The organism is Peribacillus simplex NBRC 15720 = DSM 1321, from assembly GCF_002243645.1.
Lineage (GTDB): Bacteria > Bacillota > Bacilli > Bacillales > DSM-1321 > Peribacillus > Peribacillus simplex.
Window position 1 is genome coordinate 2,612,025 of record NZ_CP017704.1, and the last position, 13,708, is coordinate 2,625,732.

10 protein-coding genes are annotated in these 13,708 nt (G+C 41.6%); 6 read left to right on the forward strand and 4 right to left on the reverse strand.

The features are described from left to right. Positions 1–42 precede the first annotated feature (42 nt). From BS1321_RS12490 to BS1321_RS12505, 4 genes are all read right to left on the reverse strand, one after another. Positions 43–1,506 carry an alpha-amylase gene (locus BS1321_RS12490; protein WP_063234284.1) on the reverse strand — a complete coding sequence of 488 codons (1,464 nt, stop codon included), beginning with the start codon at positions 1,504–1,506 and terminating at the stop codon, positions 43–45. 305 nt (positions 1,507–1,811) lie between these two features. After that, the gene (locus tag BS1321_RS12495) at positions 1,812–3,560 is read right to left on the reverse strand and encodes a CotH kinase family protein (protein WP_063234283.1); all 1,749 of its coding nucleotides are present in this window, start codon (positions 3,558–3,560) and stop codon (positions 1,812–1,814) included. A gap of 69 nt (positions 3,561–3,629) precedes the next feature. Then, the gene (locus BS1321_RS12500) at positions 3,630–4,328 is read right to left on the reverse strand and encodes a DUF4956 domain-containing protein (protein WP_063234282.1); all 699 of its coding nucleotides are present in this window, start codon (positions 4,326–4,328) and stop codon (positions 3,630–3,632) included. A 35-nt stretch (positions 4,329–4,363) separates the two neighbouring features. Then, positions 4,364–5,047: a polyphosphate polymerase domain-containing protein gene (locus BS1321_RS12505; protein ID WP_063234281.1), complete on the reverse strand. Its 684-nt coding sequence runs from the start codon at positions 5,045–5,047 to the stop codon at positions 4,364–4,366. Positions 5,048–5,304: 257 nt separating this feature from the next. Here BS1321_RS12505 and BS1321_RS12510 point away from each other — a divergent pair, with 257 nt between their 5' ends. Genes BS1321_RS12510 through BS1321_RS12535 form a run of 6 tightly spaced genes read left to right on the forward strand, consistent with a single transcriptional unit; the run spans position 5,305 to position 13,688 of the window. Further along, positions 5,305–6,657 (forward strand): aspartate aminotransferase family protein, encoded by a 1,353-nt coding sequence (locus tag BS1321_RS12510; protein WP_063234280.1) that lies wholly within the window; start codon positions 5,305–5,307, stop codon positions 6,655–6,657. A 7-nt stretch (positions 6,658–6,664) separates the two neighbouring features. Beyond that, a complete protein-coding gene (locus BS1321_RS12515) occupies positions 6,665–8,173 on the forward strand; it encodes a pyridoxal phosphate-dependent decarboxylase family protein (protein WP_063234279.1) in 1,509 nt (502 codons plus the stop codon). 2 nt (positions 8,174–8,175) lie between these two features. Next, on the forward strand, positions 8,176–9,978 hold the full coding sequence (locus BS1321_RS12520) for an IucA/IucC family protein (protein WP_063234278.1): 1,803 nt from the start codon (positions 8,176–8,178) through the stop codon (positions 9,976–9,978). Continuing rightward, positions 9,968–10,552 (forward strand): GNAT family N-acetyltransferase, encoded by a 585-nt coding sequence (locus BS1321_RS12525; RefSeq protein ID WP_230159723.1) that lies wholly within the window; start codon positions 9,968–9,970, stop codon positions 10,550–10,552. The genes BS1321_RS12520 and BS1321_RS12525 overlap by 11 nt, the downstream gene beginning before the upstream one ends. Then, positions 10,527–11,855 (forward strand): lysine N(6)-hydroxylase/L-ornithine N(5)-oxygenase family protein, encoded by a 1,329-nt coding sequence (locus BS1321_RS12530; protein ID WP_063234277.1) that lies wholly within the window; start codon positions 10,527–10,529, stop codon positions 11,853–11,855. Before BS1321_RS12525 ends, BS1321_RS12530 begins: the two co-directional genes overlap by 26 nt. A 21-nt stretch (positions 11,856–11,876) precedes the next feature. Then, positions 11,877–13,688: an IucA/IucC family protein gene (locus BS1321_RS12535; RefSeq protein ID WP_063234276.1), complete on the forward strand. Its 1,812-nt coding sequence runs from the start codon at positions 11,877–11,879 to the stop codon at positions 13,686–13,688. The last annotated feature ends 20 nt before the right edge of the window (positions 13,689–13,708 follow it).

Consider the following 13,708-nt stretch of genomic DNA (forward strand, 5'->3'; position numbering starts at 1 on the left):
CAGCATATCTACAAAAGACATGCCGTGCTTTGCTATCTCTTTTTAGAGTGGATTATTCAAGGCCCATACGGAAACGCTTTTCCCATGAACGGGAAAGGTCGCGAAACCATCCTCTTCAATGGTAATGTGGTCATCTCTATGACAAGTTAAATCAATCCAGATTTCACCAGCCCGATGTTCACCGACGAACATCCTTTTTTCACTGTTGTGATCTCCATTCGAGATAATGACGGCACACCCCGAGCCTTCTAGCTCTTTAACTCCGTGCCGGACCCAGCCTATCGTATTTGGATCATCAAAGTAGTCCGTCTGTTCTCCGTAAGCTTTTTCATACCTAGCATATAATAGGCGATCTAGAATATCCTTTTTCCCAGGCACCGGAGAAGGTCCGCCGATTCCATAATAGTCCCCGTAAAAGACACAAGGATAACCGCAAAGTCTCAGCAAGGTAAGTGCATATGCCGATGGTTTAAACCAGTCCTTTACCCAAGATTCCAGTGATTCATGAGGCTGGGAGTCATGGTTGTCGACAAAAGTGACGGCCTGTGCCGGATTAGTTTGGACGAGGGTATCATCAAAGATGGTTGAGAGGTCGAAGTCTGTCCCTGCTTTTGAGGCCTCATGAAATTTATAATGCAGGGAAACATCGAACAAGTTGAGGTCATGATTGGTTTGCTCTAAGTATGTTTGACAAGCTTTAACATCCGCCTTCCAAAATTCGCCGACCATGAAGAAATGTTCCTTTGTATAAGGAATGAGTTCTTGGAGAAATTCATTGATGAATTCATAATCGATATGTTTAACGGCGTCCAAACGAAAACCATCACACTTTAACGTATCAACCATCCATTTTCCCCAACTAATCATTTCCTGACGAACTTCTGGAAGGCTGTAATCGATGTTGGCAAACATTAAATAATCATAGTTTCCGAATTCATCGATGACATGCTGATTCCAGTGCTTATTTTCGCCTGTGATTCGATATACGCTCATTTTGTCGTTTTCGGCATCATAGTCTGTGCCATTAAAATGATTATGGTTCCACTTAAAATCAGAGTATTTATTTTTACGGCCTGGAAAATCGAATTTTGTCCAGCCTTCCATTTCAAATGGTTTTGAGATATCTTCCATACGGTTGTCTGGATTAACTTCAATGACTTCAAATTTTTCGGTTCCGTCAGCACCTGCTTTATGGTTCATGACTAAATCGATATAAACACAAAGTCCGTAGTTATGACAGGTGTCTATTGCTTGCAGCAATTCATCTTTGGTCCCGTATTTGGTACGAACTGTTCCTTTTTGGTCAAATTCCCCCAAATCGTATCCGTCATATATTCCATATCCATTATCCCCAACGGATTGCCCTTTGGTAACTGGCGGAAGCCAAACGCAGTCGATTCCTATATCCTTCAACTTGGAGGCTGCATATTTCAATCTGTCCCAATGAGAACCATCTGCCTCTAGATGCCACTCGAAAAATTGCATCATCGTATGATTTCTTTTCATCCGTTCCCCCCCTGACACCGACCTGTTTTTAAAAAAAGTGAAACTGTACGATCGGATAAAGTAATAATGGAAATCTTTACCCCCTAAATTCAAATGATAAACAAGTGAACAACCCTCTTGATTGAGGTTCATTTACCTCTCTATTTTACTATTTTATACCAAATAAGGGTATTTTATATTGATTAGCAGCTAAAAATTATTCGAATGCGGAGGAATAGCCCGGAAAAGGCTATACGGCATTTCAATAAAAAAGGTATCCCGAATATTTTGGGATACCTTTTTTCATATTGGAGGGGGATAGTCTATTATCCTTTTTTACCTCTTCGTCTAAAGAAGTGGGCGAAAGCCATTGCACCTAATAATAAGATTAGGAGCACGGAAGATAGAATGATCGTATCTTTGGAGGAGCTACTGTTACCCGCCCCCTTTTGGCCCATGTTCCCGTTTATACCAGGAGGTGCACCATTCCCGCCGCGGTCCATGTCAGGGGGCTGCATGGCATCCCCATTCTCGCCGCCGCCCATGCTTGGTGGTTGCTGGCCTGCATTTGCGTCATCGCCCATATTAGGAGCTCCGCCGCTCATGCTGCTTTCTGTCTCAGCTTCCACAACCAGGTCTCCAGAAAGCTGTGCCAAAATGGATTCAGCACGTTGGATAGCGAAGTCAACCAGGGTTTCCTCGCCTGATGTTGCTTCTATATACTCGTCCATAGTATAAAACTTGGTCGGATCCTTTTTCACATATGGTGTGATTAATGTAGAAATTTCAGTGGTCATTGCTGTCATTTTTTCTTCAGAGAAAAAATCTGTGGCAATGTCGTCTAGATAATCATAATATTTTTCACGGTACCCGTCGTTGGACAGAAGGGCATTCAATAAAGGACGATCTTCAAGGGTCGTACCTGAAACAGGTTCGGTAATGCTGAAGTTGATATTACTTTCATTCATGAAATTTGAACTCATATCCATCATTCCGCCACCGTTTTTATTCGGTGCTTCTCCAACGAGTTCCGTGTCATCTTGCTTAGCGGCATCGTCGTTACTCTCAGCTGTCGCCCCATCTTTTTGGTCAGCGGCCACTTCATTGCCTTCATTTTTATTTTCTTGATCGGATTCGCCCGCCTGTCGCCCGCCGCCTCCGGAATAACCGCCAAATGACATATTATAGTCCCAAGGCAATATCGAAAAGACCCCGTTCTCTTCATATAGGTAGTAATTGTGCTTTTTATCTCCTTGATAGTGGTCGAGGTTGACGAGGGCAGTATTGGCTGCGAAATAGCGCAACATTTCATCGACATCAAGGACTTCCTCCACATTCCCACCATTATTAATGGCTTCAAGCATTTTGATCATGGCGGATTGGTCCGAATGATCGTTTGTTTTCAAGTTTATTCCTGTGTAGTCATCAATGTCATCACTGATCCACTTTAAATCGCTTCCCGTACCATCCGGATAATAGAGGTCGCCTGTGCCATCAGTGAAGTTGGTACTTAGGAAGGTTTCCTCTATAGCTTCCACACCTAGATAAAGGCCCCATTCCTTTCCGTTGATGGTCACGTACATATAGGAATGTCCCGGTGTCGCAATGCCCATCTTGTCCATTAATTCATAGGAAAGGTATTCTCTCATATAAGTGGGATCACTGTAATTATTGTTTAGGGCCAACTTTTTCAGGCCGTGTAAATCTTGATCTTCCTGATAATAATCAAAGTCTATCTTCCAGCTGTAACGATCTGAATCTCCCATTTGAACAACGGAATTCAAGGAAAGGTTTCCCTTGGTGCGAAATCCGACATTTTTTACCGTCTCCCCATCTATCGTTACATCGGCATTAACGATTTCCTTTTCAGTGGGGTTATCCAGGATGGAATCTAAATCCTCATCAGCCAATGTTATATCAACGGTTGTCACCTTACTTTGGTCAAATACAGATTCTGTATAAGTATTCCCTTTAGTGGCTTTTTCAACTTGAAGATTGGGAAGGAAGAACATCACTGCTATAAAAATTATTATCAATAATCCAATGGTCGCTACAACATATCTTGTTTTTAACATGCCAAGGCTCCTTCCTCCTGTAGTCTTATATAGAGGGGTGGGCATGGATTTTTATGTCCGCCATCTATCTTAAGCTGTGAAGTTGCCATCATAACTTAACATGATGGCAGAGTGAACGCTGTTCATGTCCTTGACTTGATTAATGAATTCCGCATTATTATCTCTTAATCGAATTTCATATGTCACTTCGAGGTTATTATCCGCCATGACGGATTTTGATTTGATGGAGTGCTTTTTCACCTTGTTGGATATCATTTCTTCTAACGTTTTTTCAATTGATGCATCTGAATATTTAACGATTAATAAAAATGGATTTTCAACAGTGATCCGATTGGCAAATATGAGCATGACGATACCTATTAAAATGGCACCGATGATAACCAGCGGAATTAATCCTGCCCCGCATAAAATCCCGGAGGCCGCTGCCCAGAACAGGAAGACCAAGTCCATGGGATCTTTGATGGGCGTTCTGAATCGTACGATGGAGAGTGCACCGACCATACCAAGGGAGATAACGATATTAGTTGATATGCCCATGATGATCAAAGCCGTGGCCATTGTCATGATGATGAGGGAAATATTGAAATTGTGTGAGTACATCACACCGGAAAAGGTCTTCTTATAAATGACGTAAATGAACAGTCCGATGGCAAATGCCAACAGTAATCCAATTAGGGAGTCAATGATTGAAAAGCTCTCGGTCTTGTCCAAAAAGCTTGATTTGAAAATATCATTAAAAGTGGTGCTAGTTGTTGTCGTCGTATCCATTTGCTATTCCTCCAAATATTATGTGTTTGCTGCAATCAGCCGTATCTTCTGCTAAGTTGATATTTTGAAAAAGCTGTTTTTCTAGTATCGATGATGGATAACAATTGTTTGATGATATCCGGAAGAAATTCGTCAAACTTTATTTCCAGGATGACACAATCTGGGTCTAAAGCATCGACAACGATTAATTCGGGATTAAGGAAGTCCGTATCCCGATAGCTCGTTTTCACATTACTGTCAAAGGTGACCCGCACATTTCCGTACTCATAGATGAATACCTCCCTTTCATAGTCAACGACGGTTGTCGGCTTGATTTGGAAAAGGGTCATTTGAACGTATAAGTCCCTGAGGATATCCCTTGAATCTTCGGACATCCAAGCTATATCCCCTGAACGAATCCGTTCGTATTCTCTAGCAGAAAGCCTGCACTTCTGTTTATAGGTAAGGTTATTCCGCTTACTCTTTTTTTCTAGATTGATGAAATCGGTATTATGATCATAAAGTCTAGCCCTGAACTTATCCCTGTGATAGAACCCCTCTGTTTTTTGCCGGAGGATTTTATTGTCAAAGTTATCGAAATAGACACTTCGAATTAAATATTTCCCATCCAGCCCATGGGGATCAAGCCTCATGAAGTTTTGCAGATTATTTCTTAATAAGTGACAATCCGCTTTGGTGATTGCATGTTTGAGTTCTCGCCTTCCCTTTAAACCATTCATTGTTGTTCCTCCTTTTCTTTGATTTATTAACTGCGTTCAGCTTATAAACAGAATCTTAATAAAACCTTAAGAACATTTTTATATTCAATAGATAAATAGAGAATACGCCCCAGTTTTAACCTTTTCTTAATTTTATTGGAATTTACTAGAAGAAAAATGAGTGGATTTACTCATTGAGAATAATTATCATTATCAGTAAAATGAATTTCATGATAATGATAATTATTCTCAATTAATTCAATACATGGAGGTTTAATATGGTAACGAACACGCTTACTAAAAATGATCAACTACTGGAACAACAAAATACAAGGGAATCAAATGCTCGATCTTATCCTAGAAGATTACCCATGGCCATCGATCAAGCGGAGGGAATTTACCTAACAGACATGGATGGAAAACGATATATTGATTTTCTTGCCGGGGCTGGAACATTAGCGCTTGGACACAATCATCCGGCAGTGCTTGAAGCAATGGAAAAAATTCTTAAGGATAAACGTCCTTTACATACATTGGACTTTACGACGCCGATAAAAGAGCAGTTCGTCGATGAAATTTTTGAATGCCTGCCTGAGGAATTCAGGAAAAACGCAAAAATTCAATTCTGTGGTCCTACTGGCGGAGATGCCATTGAGGCAGCACTTAAACTGGTTAAAACAGCAACAGGCAATAGAAGCATTTTATCCTTCCAAGGAGCTTACCACGGGGCAACGCATGCAACCATGTCAATCAGCGGCAATACAAAACCGAAGGAAAAAATACAAGGATTAATGCCAGATGTACAATTCCTGCCGTATCCCTATCAATATCGCTGTCCTTTTGGAATAGGCGGAGAAGAAAGCCATAAAATCAGTAGCCAGTATATCGAAAATCTATTGAATGATCCCGAATCAGGATTATTGGCACCTGCAGGAATGATTTTAGAGGCAGTACAAGGCGAGGGAGGTTCCATTCCAGCTCCAATTCCATGGCTTAAGGAAATCAGAAGAATAACAAAGGAGAAGGGCATTCCGCTAATTATTGATGAAGTTCAATCAGGTATCGGCCGTACAGGGAAAATGTTTGCCTTTGAACATGCAGGAATCGTTCCGGATGTTCTTGTACTATCCAAAGCAATAGGCGGAAGTCTTCCATTATCGGTGGTGATTTATAACAAAGAGCTGGACCTATGGTCGCCAGGTGCACATATCGGTACGTTCCGCGGAAATCAAATGGCGATGGCAGCAGGAACAGCAACTTTAAAATACATGAAAGAGACGAATCTTGTGGAGCATGCCGCTAAAATGGGAGAAATCTTAAAGGATATTCTTAAAGATTTGCAAAAAGATATTAAGCAGATCGGTGATGTCAGAGGCCGGGGATTAATGGTCGGTGTAGAAATGATCAATCATGAAGAACCGCAAAATGCGAATGGAAGCCATCCAGCTGATTCGCAACTTGCCAGTGCCATTCAACAGGAGTGTTTTCAAAGAGGGTTGATTCTGGAAGTTGGCGGCAGACATGGTAGTGTAGTGAGGTTTTTGCCTCCATTGATCGTAACGGAATCCCAGCTTCGCGAAGCCACTGCAATTTTTGAACAAGCTGTTCGTGCAGCTGTTGCAAGAGGGTGAATGATCAATGATCGAAATGATAAATAAAACTGATTTTGCTTATTCCCGATTGTTCTTGAATAACGAAGAAGGTTTCAATAACTACAGCCAGTCATTAAAAATCACTGAAGAAAAGCTGACGAACTTTTTAAAAGGGAACAATTCACCATACTCTGGGAAAAAACCGTATGAAATAGAAGCAAGATTAAGCGAGCTGACCCTCGCTTCTTCAAAAGGGACGACAATGGAAGCAGTAGCTGATGAGCTGGCGGAGTTTGTTATTAATGACAGCATCAATGTACACAGCCCTGCTTGTATCGGACATTTGCATTGCCCGACATTAATACCTGCCGTGGCTGCGGAAATGATTATCGGTACGTTGAATCAATCCATGGATTCATGGGACCAAAGCTCGGCGGCAACCTTCGTTGAAGAGCGTTTAATAGATTGGCTGTGCAGCCAGGTAGGGTTACCAGAACAAGCGGATGGTATTTTCACAAGCGGTGGAACCCAATCTAATTATATGGGCCTGCTATTGGCGAGGGACGCTTATTGTAAGCGTTTCTGGGGTGTTGACGTTCAACAGCATGGCTTGCCGGCCGAGGCGAAAAAATTGCGGATCCTATGCTCCGAGGCTGCCCACTTTACGGTTCGTAAATCAGCAGCACAGCTGGGGCTTGGTGAACAGGCTGTAATCACGATTAAAACGGATTCAAATCACCGTCTGTCCATAGCTGAATTAAATCAACAATTGCTGCTTTTAGAGGAACAGGGTTTACTGCCATTTGCCATCGTTGCAACTTGTGGAACAACGGATTTTGGTTCAATAGATCCATTATACGAATTGTCCGAAGCTGCAAGAAAGAATGGGATATGGCTGCATGTGGACGCCGCATATGGAGGCGCAATGATTTTAAGTAAGGATTACAAAGAGTTAATCAGCGGAATTGAACGGGCCGACTCGATTACGGTTGATTTTCACAAATTATTCTATCAACCAATCAGTTGTGGTGCTTTTCTTGTCTCTGACAGCAACTCATTTCAATATATCCAGCATCACGCCGATTACTTGAATCCACAGGAGGATGAAGCGGAGGGCATGGTTCATTTAGTCAATAAATCGGTTCAAACAACGAGAAGGTTCGACGCACTGAAACTCTGGATGTCATTGAAGGTCGTTGGGCTGGATTCCTTTGCCGAAATGATCGACTATACTTGTCACCTTGCACGTGAAGTGGCTGTGAAGATCGATAAAGAGGAAGGATTCACAGTATTGAATAAAGACCCTGAATTGAATGCGGTTGTATTCCGTTATAATCCCGAGGGAGAAAGTGATCAGTTAGTAAATCTATTAAATAAACAGATTCAGCAAGAATTACTGAAAAGCGGACGGGCATTTTTAGCAAAAACGCGTTTTGAAGGACAGGTATATTTAAAAATGACACTATTGAATCCAATGACAAGGCTTGAACACATAGAGGAAATTTTGGACGAAATTCGAGTATTAGGTGAAATGTTCAAGATGATGGAGGAATGAAGATGAATGGTAAGCAAATAGCTGAAAGGGCGACGATGCAAAGCTTTCTGAATTGTTATTTCCGGGAAACCGGAAATTGCAGTTTAGAAGAAACGAAAAACTGGCCGAATTTGGAGGGGACCATCCCGGGTCCATTATTAGTCAGTAAGCTCATATCCCAAGATATTGCATTGCTTGTTCCGCTTAAATATTGGTCGGAAACGGGGCGTCATATTTTCAACTTCCCGATTTACTATCAAACTGCATCCAAACAAGTACATGAATTAGATTACGTGACAATGGTCTCGATTGTTTCTAAAGAATTATTGAATGAACAGGGGCGGACGGATAGTGAAGATGAATTGATGCTGCGTGTCATCCTTAGCAGCCAAAATATTCAACGGTATGTTGAATCCAGGACGGAAGACATTGATGAACTTCAAAGTCCTGATTTCACCTACATCGAAGCAGAGCAGTCGCTTTTATTCGGGCACTTGTTCCACCCGACACCGAAAAGCAAGCAGGGCATTTCAGAAAAAGATGAATGGATCTATTCACCTGAATTAAAAGGGGAGTTTCAGCTGCACTACTTCCTGGCAGAACCTTCGATTGTCATCCAGGATTCTAGTGAAGTCCAATCGGCAAGTGAGATCATTAAACAGGAATTAGCCGGCGACTTGGAGATTTCCAGTGAATTCAAAGAAACGTATTGCCAAAAGGAAAGCCGATATATCATCATCCCGGCACATCCGCTTCAGGCAAAAGTGCTTATCGAAAAAGAAGAGGTCAAGAGGCTAATCGAGCAAGGGACACTAGTTTATGCAGGACCGCTTGGGAAAAAATTCACGGCTACCTCTTCATTTAGAACGGTATATAGTGCCACATCGAGATATATGTACAAATTTTCCGTTCCGGTTAAAATCACGAATTCTTTACGTGCAAATCTGCAAAAAGAACTAGATCGTGGAGTGGAAATTGCAAAATTAATAGATTCTAAAGTGGGCGACGACCTAAAAGAACGGCACCCCTCCTTCCGTATCATCAAGGACCCTGCTTATCTAACGATCAAAACAACCGAGCAAGAATCAGGATTCGATGTTGATATTCGGGAAAACCCTTTTTATGAAAACGATAAACAAGCAAGCCTGATTGCCGGCTTATGTCAGGATAATGCCTATGGTGCACCATCAAGACTTGGGGCGATCATCCGCAAATTATCAGCTGATGAAAACCGCAGTACCGAAGAAGTAAGTAAGGATTGGTTCAAAACTTATCTGTCAATGACATTGAAACCGATGCTTTGGCTATTTGAAGAGTATGGAATTGTTTTAGAAGCCCATCAACAAAATTCCATCATTCAACTTCAAGATGGGTATCCAGCCACTTTTTATTATCGTGATAATCAAGGGTATTACTATTGTGAGTCCAAAGTGGACAGGCTGCTGAAGATCTTGCCTGAACTAAGTGAAAAAAGCTTCACGATTTGTTCTGATGAAGTCGCTGAAGAAAGACTGCAATACTATTTCTTTTTTAATCACTTATTAGGCTTAATCAATAATTTTGGTACGGAAGGATTAGTATCGGAAAAAACACTGTTGCAGCTCGTTCAGGAACAACTTGAAACAAGCAGCATGGAAAGCGAAGATGAAGGGTTGAATCGAGTTGTTTCAAGGTTGCTTCATGCCCGGGAATTATCTTGTAAGGCTAATTTACTGACGAGATTTCATGATATGGATGAGCTTGTTGGTTCACTTGAGACACAGTCCGTTTATACAACGATTGATAATCCGTTCGCGCAGGGGGTTATGGCCGTCCATGAAAAATAGTTATGAAGAAATGCTGAAGGACAGTAATCAACAGCTTTCATTTGTCAAAGTTGAATTTGAGAGGGATATAGATACACTGCATAAATGGATGCATGAAGATCATGTAATACCCTACTGGAATTTGAATTTCACAAAAGAAAAATTCGCTGTTCATTTAAAAAAGGCATTGGCTGATACACATCAAACACTCTATTTAGGCTGCCTGGACTCAATTCCCATGAGCTATTGGGAATCGTATTGGGTAAAAGGCGATATCATCGAAGATTATTATGAATCCGAAGAGGGAGACCAAGGCATTCATTTACTCATTGGTGATCCGGATTATCTAGGAAAAGGACTGGCTTTGCCGTTTTTACGTGCAATGGTGAAATACCAACTACTTTCTGCAAAAACAAAAAAAGTGATGGCTGAACCGGATATTCGAAATGCAAAGATGATTTACTTATTTGAAAAGTGCGGGTTTACCCCAATTAAAGAAATTGAGCTCCCTGATAAAACAGCATTGCTAATGTCATGTACACGGGAGAATTTCGAGAGGAAGTGGAAGTATGGAGAAGCAACAATCTATCTATGACCTGGTAGGGATAGGGATAGGTCCCTTCAATCTTGGACTTGCGGCCCTTTTGGAGAAAACCCCGGAGTTGAATGCCGTCTTTTTTGAGAAAAAGCAGGAATTTAATTGGCATGAAGGGATGCTGTTGGAAGGGACAACTCTGCAGGTACCGTTCTTTGCCGATCTGGTTAGCATGGCAGATGTGACAAGCCCATATAGTTACCTGAATTATTTACAGCAGCATGATCGGCTTTATCATTTCTACTTCCTTGAAAAATTCTTGATTCCACGAAAAGAATATAACGACTATTGCCGCTGGGCTGCCCATCAACTTGATAGCTGCCGTTTTGGAAAAGCGGTGGAGGCGGTTGAATATATAGGGGATCAAGATGAACCCTGCTATCAAATCAGTGTAAGGGATGCACAAACACAAAAGATCGATGTCTATTATAGCCGTCATGTAGTCATGGGAATTGGCAGCGCCCCGACTGTTCCATCGGCCTTTCATCCATATATGGGAGAGAGCATCCTGCATTCGGCCGATTATTTACGGAATAAAGAAAATGTCTTAAAGAAAAAATCCGTAACGGTTGTCGGATCTGGACAGAGTGCAGCCGAAGTCTTTCTGGATTTGCTTAATGAGCAGGAGGAGTATGGCTACCAGCTAAACTGGTATACAAGATCCAAGGGATTTTTCCCTATGGAATACTCAAAACTCGGGTTAGAATACTTCACTCCAGATTACCTTGATTTCTTTTATCGGCTGCCACAGGAAAAGAAGGATGAAATTTTGCCGAAACAGGATTTATTGTATAAAGGGATCAGTGCTACGACAATTGCAGCAATTTTTGACAAGATGTATGAAAAATCGATTGGAAATGCCGAACTTTCCATTGAACTTCGGGCCATGACGGAAGTTGCGGCAGTTACCCCCGCTGAAAATGGCTGGAGATTGAAATGCCGACAGTGGGTCGAAGATAGCGAATTTGATGTGGACACAGAGGCGATTGTTTTTGGAACGGGCTATAAATCAACCCTTCCGGCATTCCTTGAAACCATGGAAGACCATTTAGTCCGCGATGACTTGGGGCGTCTTGCAATAACGAAAGATTATCGGGTAGGAACGGCCATCTCTACACCGAATCACCTTTTTATTCAAAATGGCGAGATGCATACACATGGTGTGGGTGCTCCGGATCTAGGCTTAGGGGCATTCCGAAATTCGATTATCATCAATCAATTGGCAGGTAAAGAAGTTTATCCATCCGAGCCAAAGGGTGCATTTCAGTCATTCCGTGTAAAATCACCCGTCATGGCTTACTAAGAGAAGGGAAGGGAGAATTATATGCAGTTCATAAATGAAGTGGAACAGGCGGTTTCAGAAAAAAATTGGTACATAGTAAACCAAAACCTGCTGGCCAAGATGATTTCTGAGTACATGTATGAAGATATGATCCATCCAGCTGTTCTGAACGAAAATGCAACAGGAAACCTATATGAGTTAAAGATAAATGAGGGGAAATCTTATCAATTTTTGGCGTCTTCACGCCTTTTTGACAGCTATGAAGTACAAGCCGAGTCGATCCAGGTATGTGAAACGGAAGGTTTTACACAAGCCAATGATGCCATTCAATTCATTCTAGACATCCAGCCGTTAATTGGGATGACTGCCGAAACAACAGGACATTTAATCAAAGAATTCCATCATACGCTGCTTGCGGATCTCCAATTGCTATCCAAACCTGAACAAGATGCGGATGATTTAGTCGAACTGGATTATGCATTACTTGAAGGAGAAATGAGCGGTCACCCTTGGATTGCTTATAACAAGGGAAGAATCGGATTCGGTTATGATGATTATTTGAAGTTCGCTCCAGAAAACCAGAAGGAAGTTCAGTTATCTTGGATTGCCGTCCATAAAACGAGGGGTGAGTTCAATTCAATCGAAACGTTATCCTATAAGCAATTGATGGAGAATGAACTGGATGGGGAAACCCAAAAATCATTTGCAAAAAGATTGACGGAAAAAGGGCTGAACGCAGAAAACTATTACTACCTCCCAGTCCATGAATGGCAGTGGAAGAATGTAATCATCCAGAACTTTACCGATGACTTGGCTAAAGGGCTGATCGTAGCTTTGGGAAATGGTCCTGATGAGTATCTGCCGCAACAATCCATTCGGACATTTGTTAATGTATCGAAAAAGGATAAACACCACGTAAAGCTGCCGATGAGCATTTTAAATACGCTAGTCTACCGTGGATTACCAGCGGAGCGCACGGTCATTGCCCCAAAAATCACAACGTATATAAAGAACATTTATGAAAATGATTCATTCTTGAAAGAACAATGCAAAGTAGTGCTTCCTGGTGAAGTGGCCAGTTTAAATGTTGATCACCCCTATTATTCCAAGCTAGAGAATGTACCCTATCAATATTTAGAGATGCTGGGTGGTATTTGGAGAGAAAGCATTTACAGTTATATGGAAGAAGACGAAAAGCCCGTTACGCTTGCGTCCCTTTTACATGTGGACAGCAAAGGGAAACCATATGTGGAAAGCCTTATTGAAAAATCAGGATTGACTGCAGAAGCCTGGACAGCTCAATTATTCGACGTCATTCTATCACCATTACTACATTTTATCTATCAATACGGATTGGTCTTCTCGCCGCATGGTCAAAATACCATTTTAGTCTTGAAGGATTACAAGCCTCACCGTTTGGCCATCAAGGATTTTGTAGATGATGTAAACGTCAGTGATCAGCCGCTTCCTGAATTAAGTAACCTACCTGACGATTTAAGAAAAGTACTAAGAAGTGAGACTCCCGAGGGGCTGGTTCAATTCATTTTCACGGGACTTTTCATCTGTCATTTCCGATACTTGTCAACACTTCTGATGAAGAGGTCCCTTTTGGATGAGAATGCTTTTTGGGAAGGCGTCGCTCAAACAATCCTTACACATCAGAAAAAATTCCCGATGTTACAGGATCGTTTCGATACATTCAATTTCTTTGCACCAAAATTAACGAAACTTTGCCTGAATAGAAATCGGATGCTTCAATATGGATATAGCGATGGTGAAGACCGGCCGCATGCATCTGAGTTTGGGCATGTGAATAATGCCCTTTATGAAAAGTTACCTGCAAAAACGCTTTAAAGTTAAACTGGCTCAGACTT

Bases quoted from the DNA above. Each gene is read 5' to 3' on its own strand.
- BS1321_RS12500 (WP_063234282.1), bottom strand. From the start codon at position 4,328: ATGGATACGACGACAACAACTAGCACCACTTTTAATGATATTTTCAAA.
- BS1321_RS12530 (WP_063234277.1), top strand. From the start codon at position 10,527: ATGGAGAAGCAACAATCTATCTATGACCTGGTAGGGATAGGGATAGGT.
- BS1321_RS12525 (WP_230159723.1), top strand. From the start codon at position 9,968: ATGAAAAATAGTTATGAAGAAATGCTGAAGGACAGTAATCAACAGCTT.
- BS1321_RS12510 (WP_063234280.1), top strand. From the start codon at position 5,305: ATGGTAACGAACACGCTTACTAAAAATGATCAACTACTGGAACAACAA.
- BS1321_RS12495 (WP_063234283.1), bottom strand. From the start codon at position 3,560: ATGTTAAAAACAAGATATGTTGTAGCGACCATTGGATTATTGATAATA.
- BS1321_RS12505 (WP_063234281.1), bottom strand. From the start codon at position 5,047: ATGAATGGTTTAAAGGGAAGGCGAGAACTCAAACATGCAATCACCAAA.
- BS1321_RS12535 (WP_063234276.1), top strand. From the start codon at position 11,877: ATGCAGTTCATAAATGAAGTGGAACAGGCGGTTTCAGAAAAAAATTGG.
- BS1321_RS12515 (WP_063234279.1), top strand. From the start codon at position 6,665: ATGATCGAAATGATAAATAAAACTGATTTTGCTTATTCCCGATTGTTC.
- BS1321_RS12490 (WP_063234284.1), bottom strand. From the start codon at position 1,506: ATGAAAAGAAATCATACGATGATGCAATTTTTCGAGTGGCATCTAGAG.
- BS1321_RS12520 (WP_063234278.1), top strand. From the start codon at position 8,176: ATGAATGGTAAGCAAATAGCTGAAAGGGCGACGATGCAAAGCTTTCTG.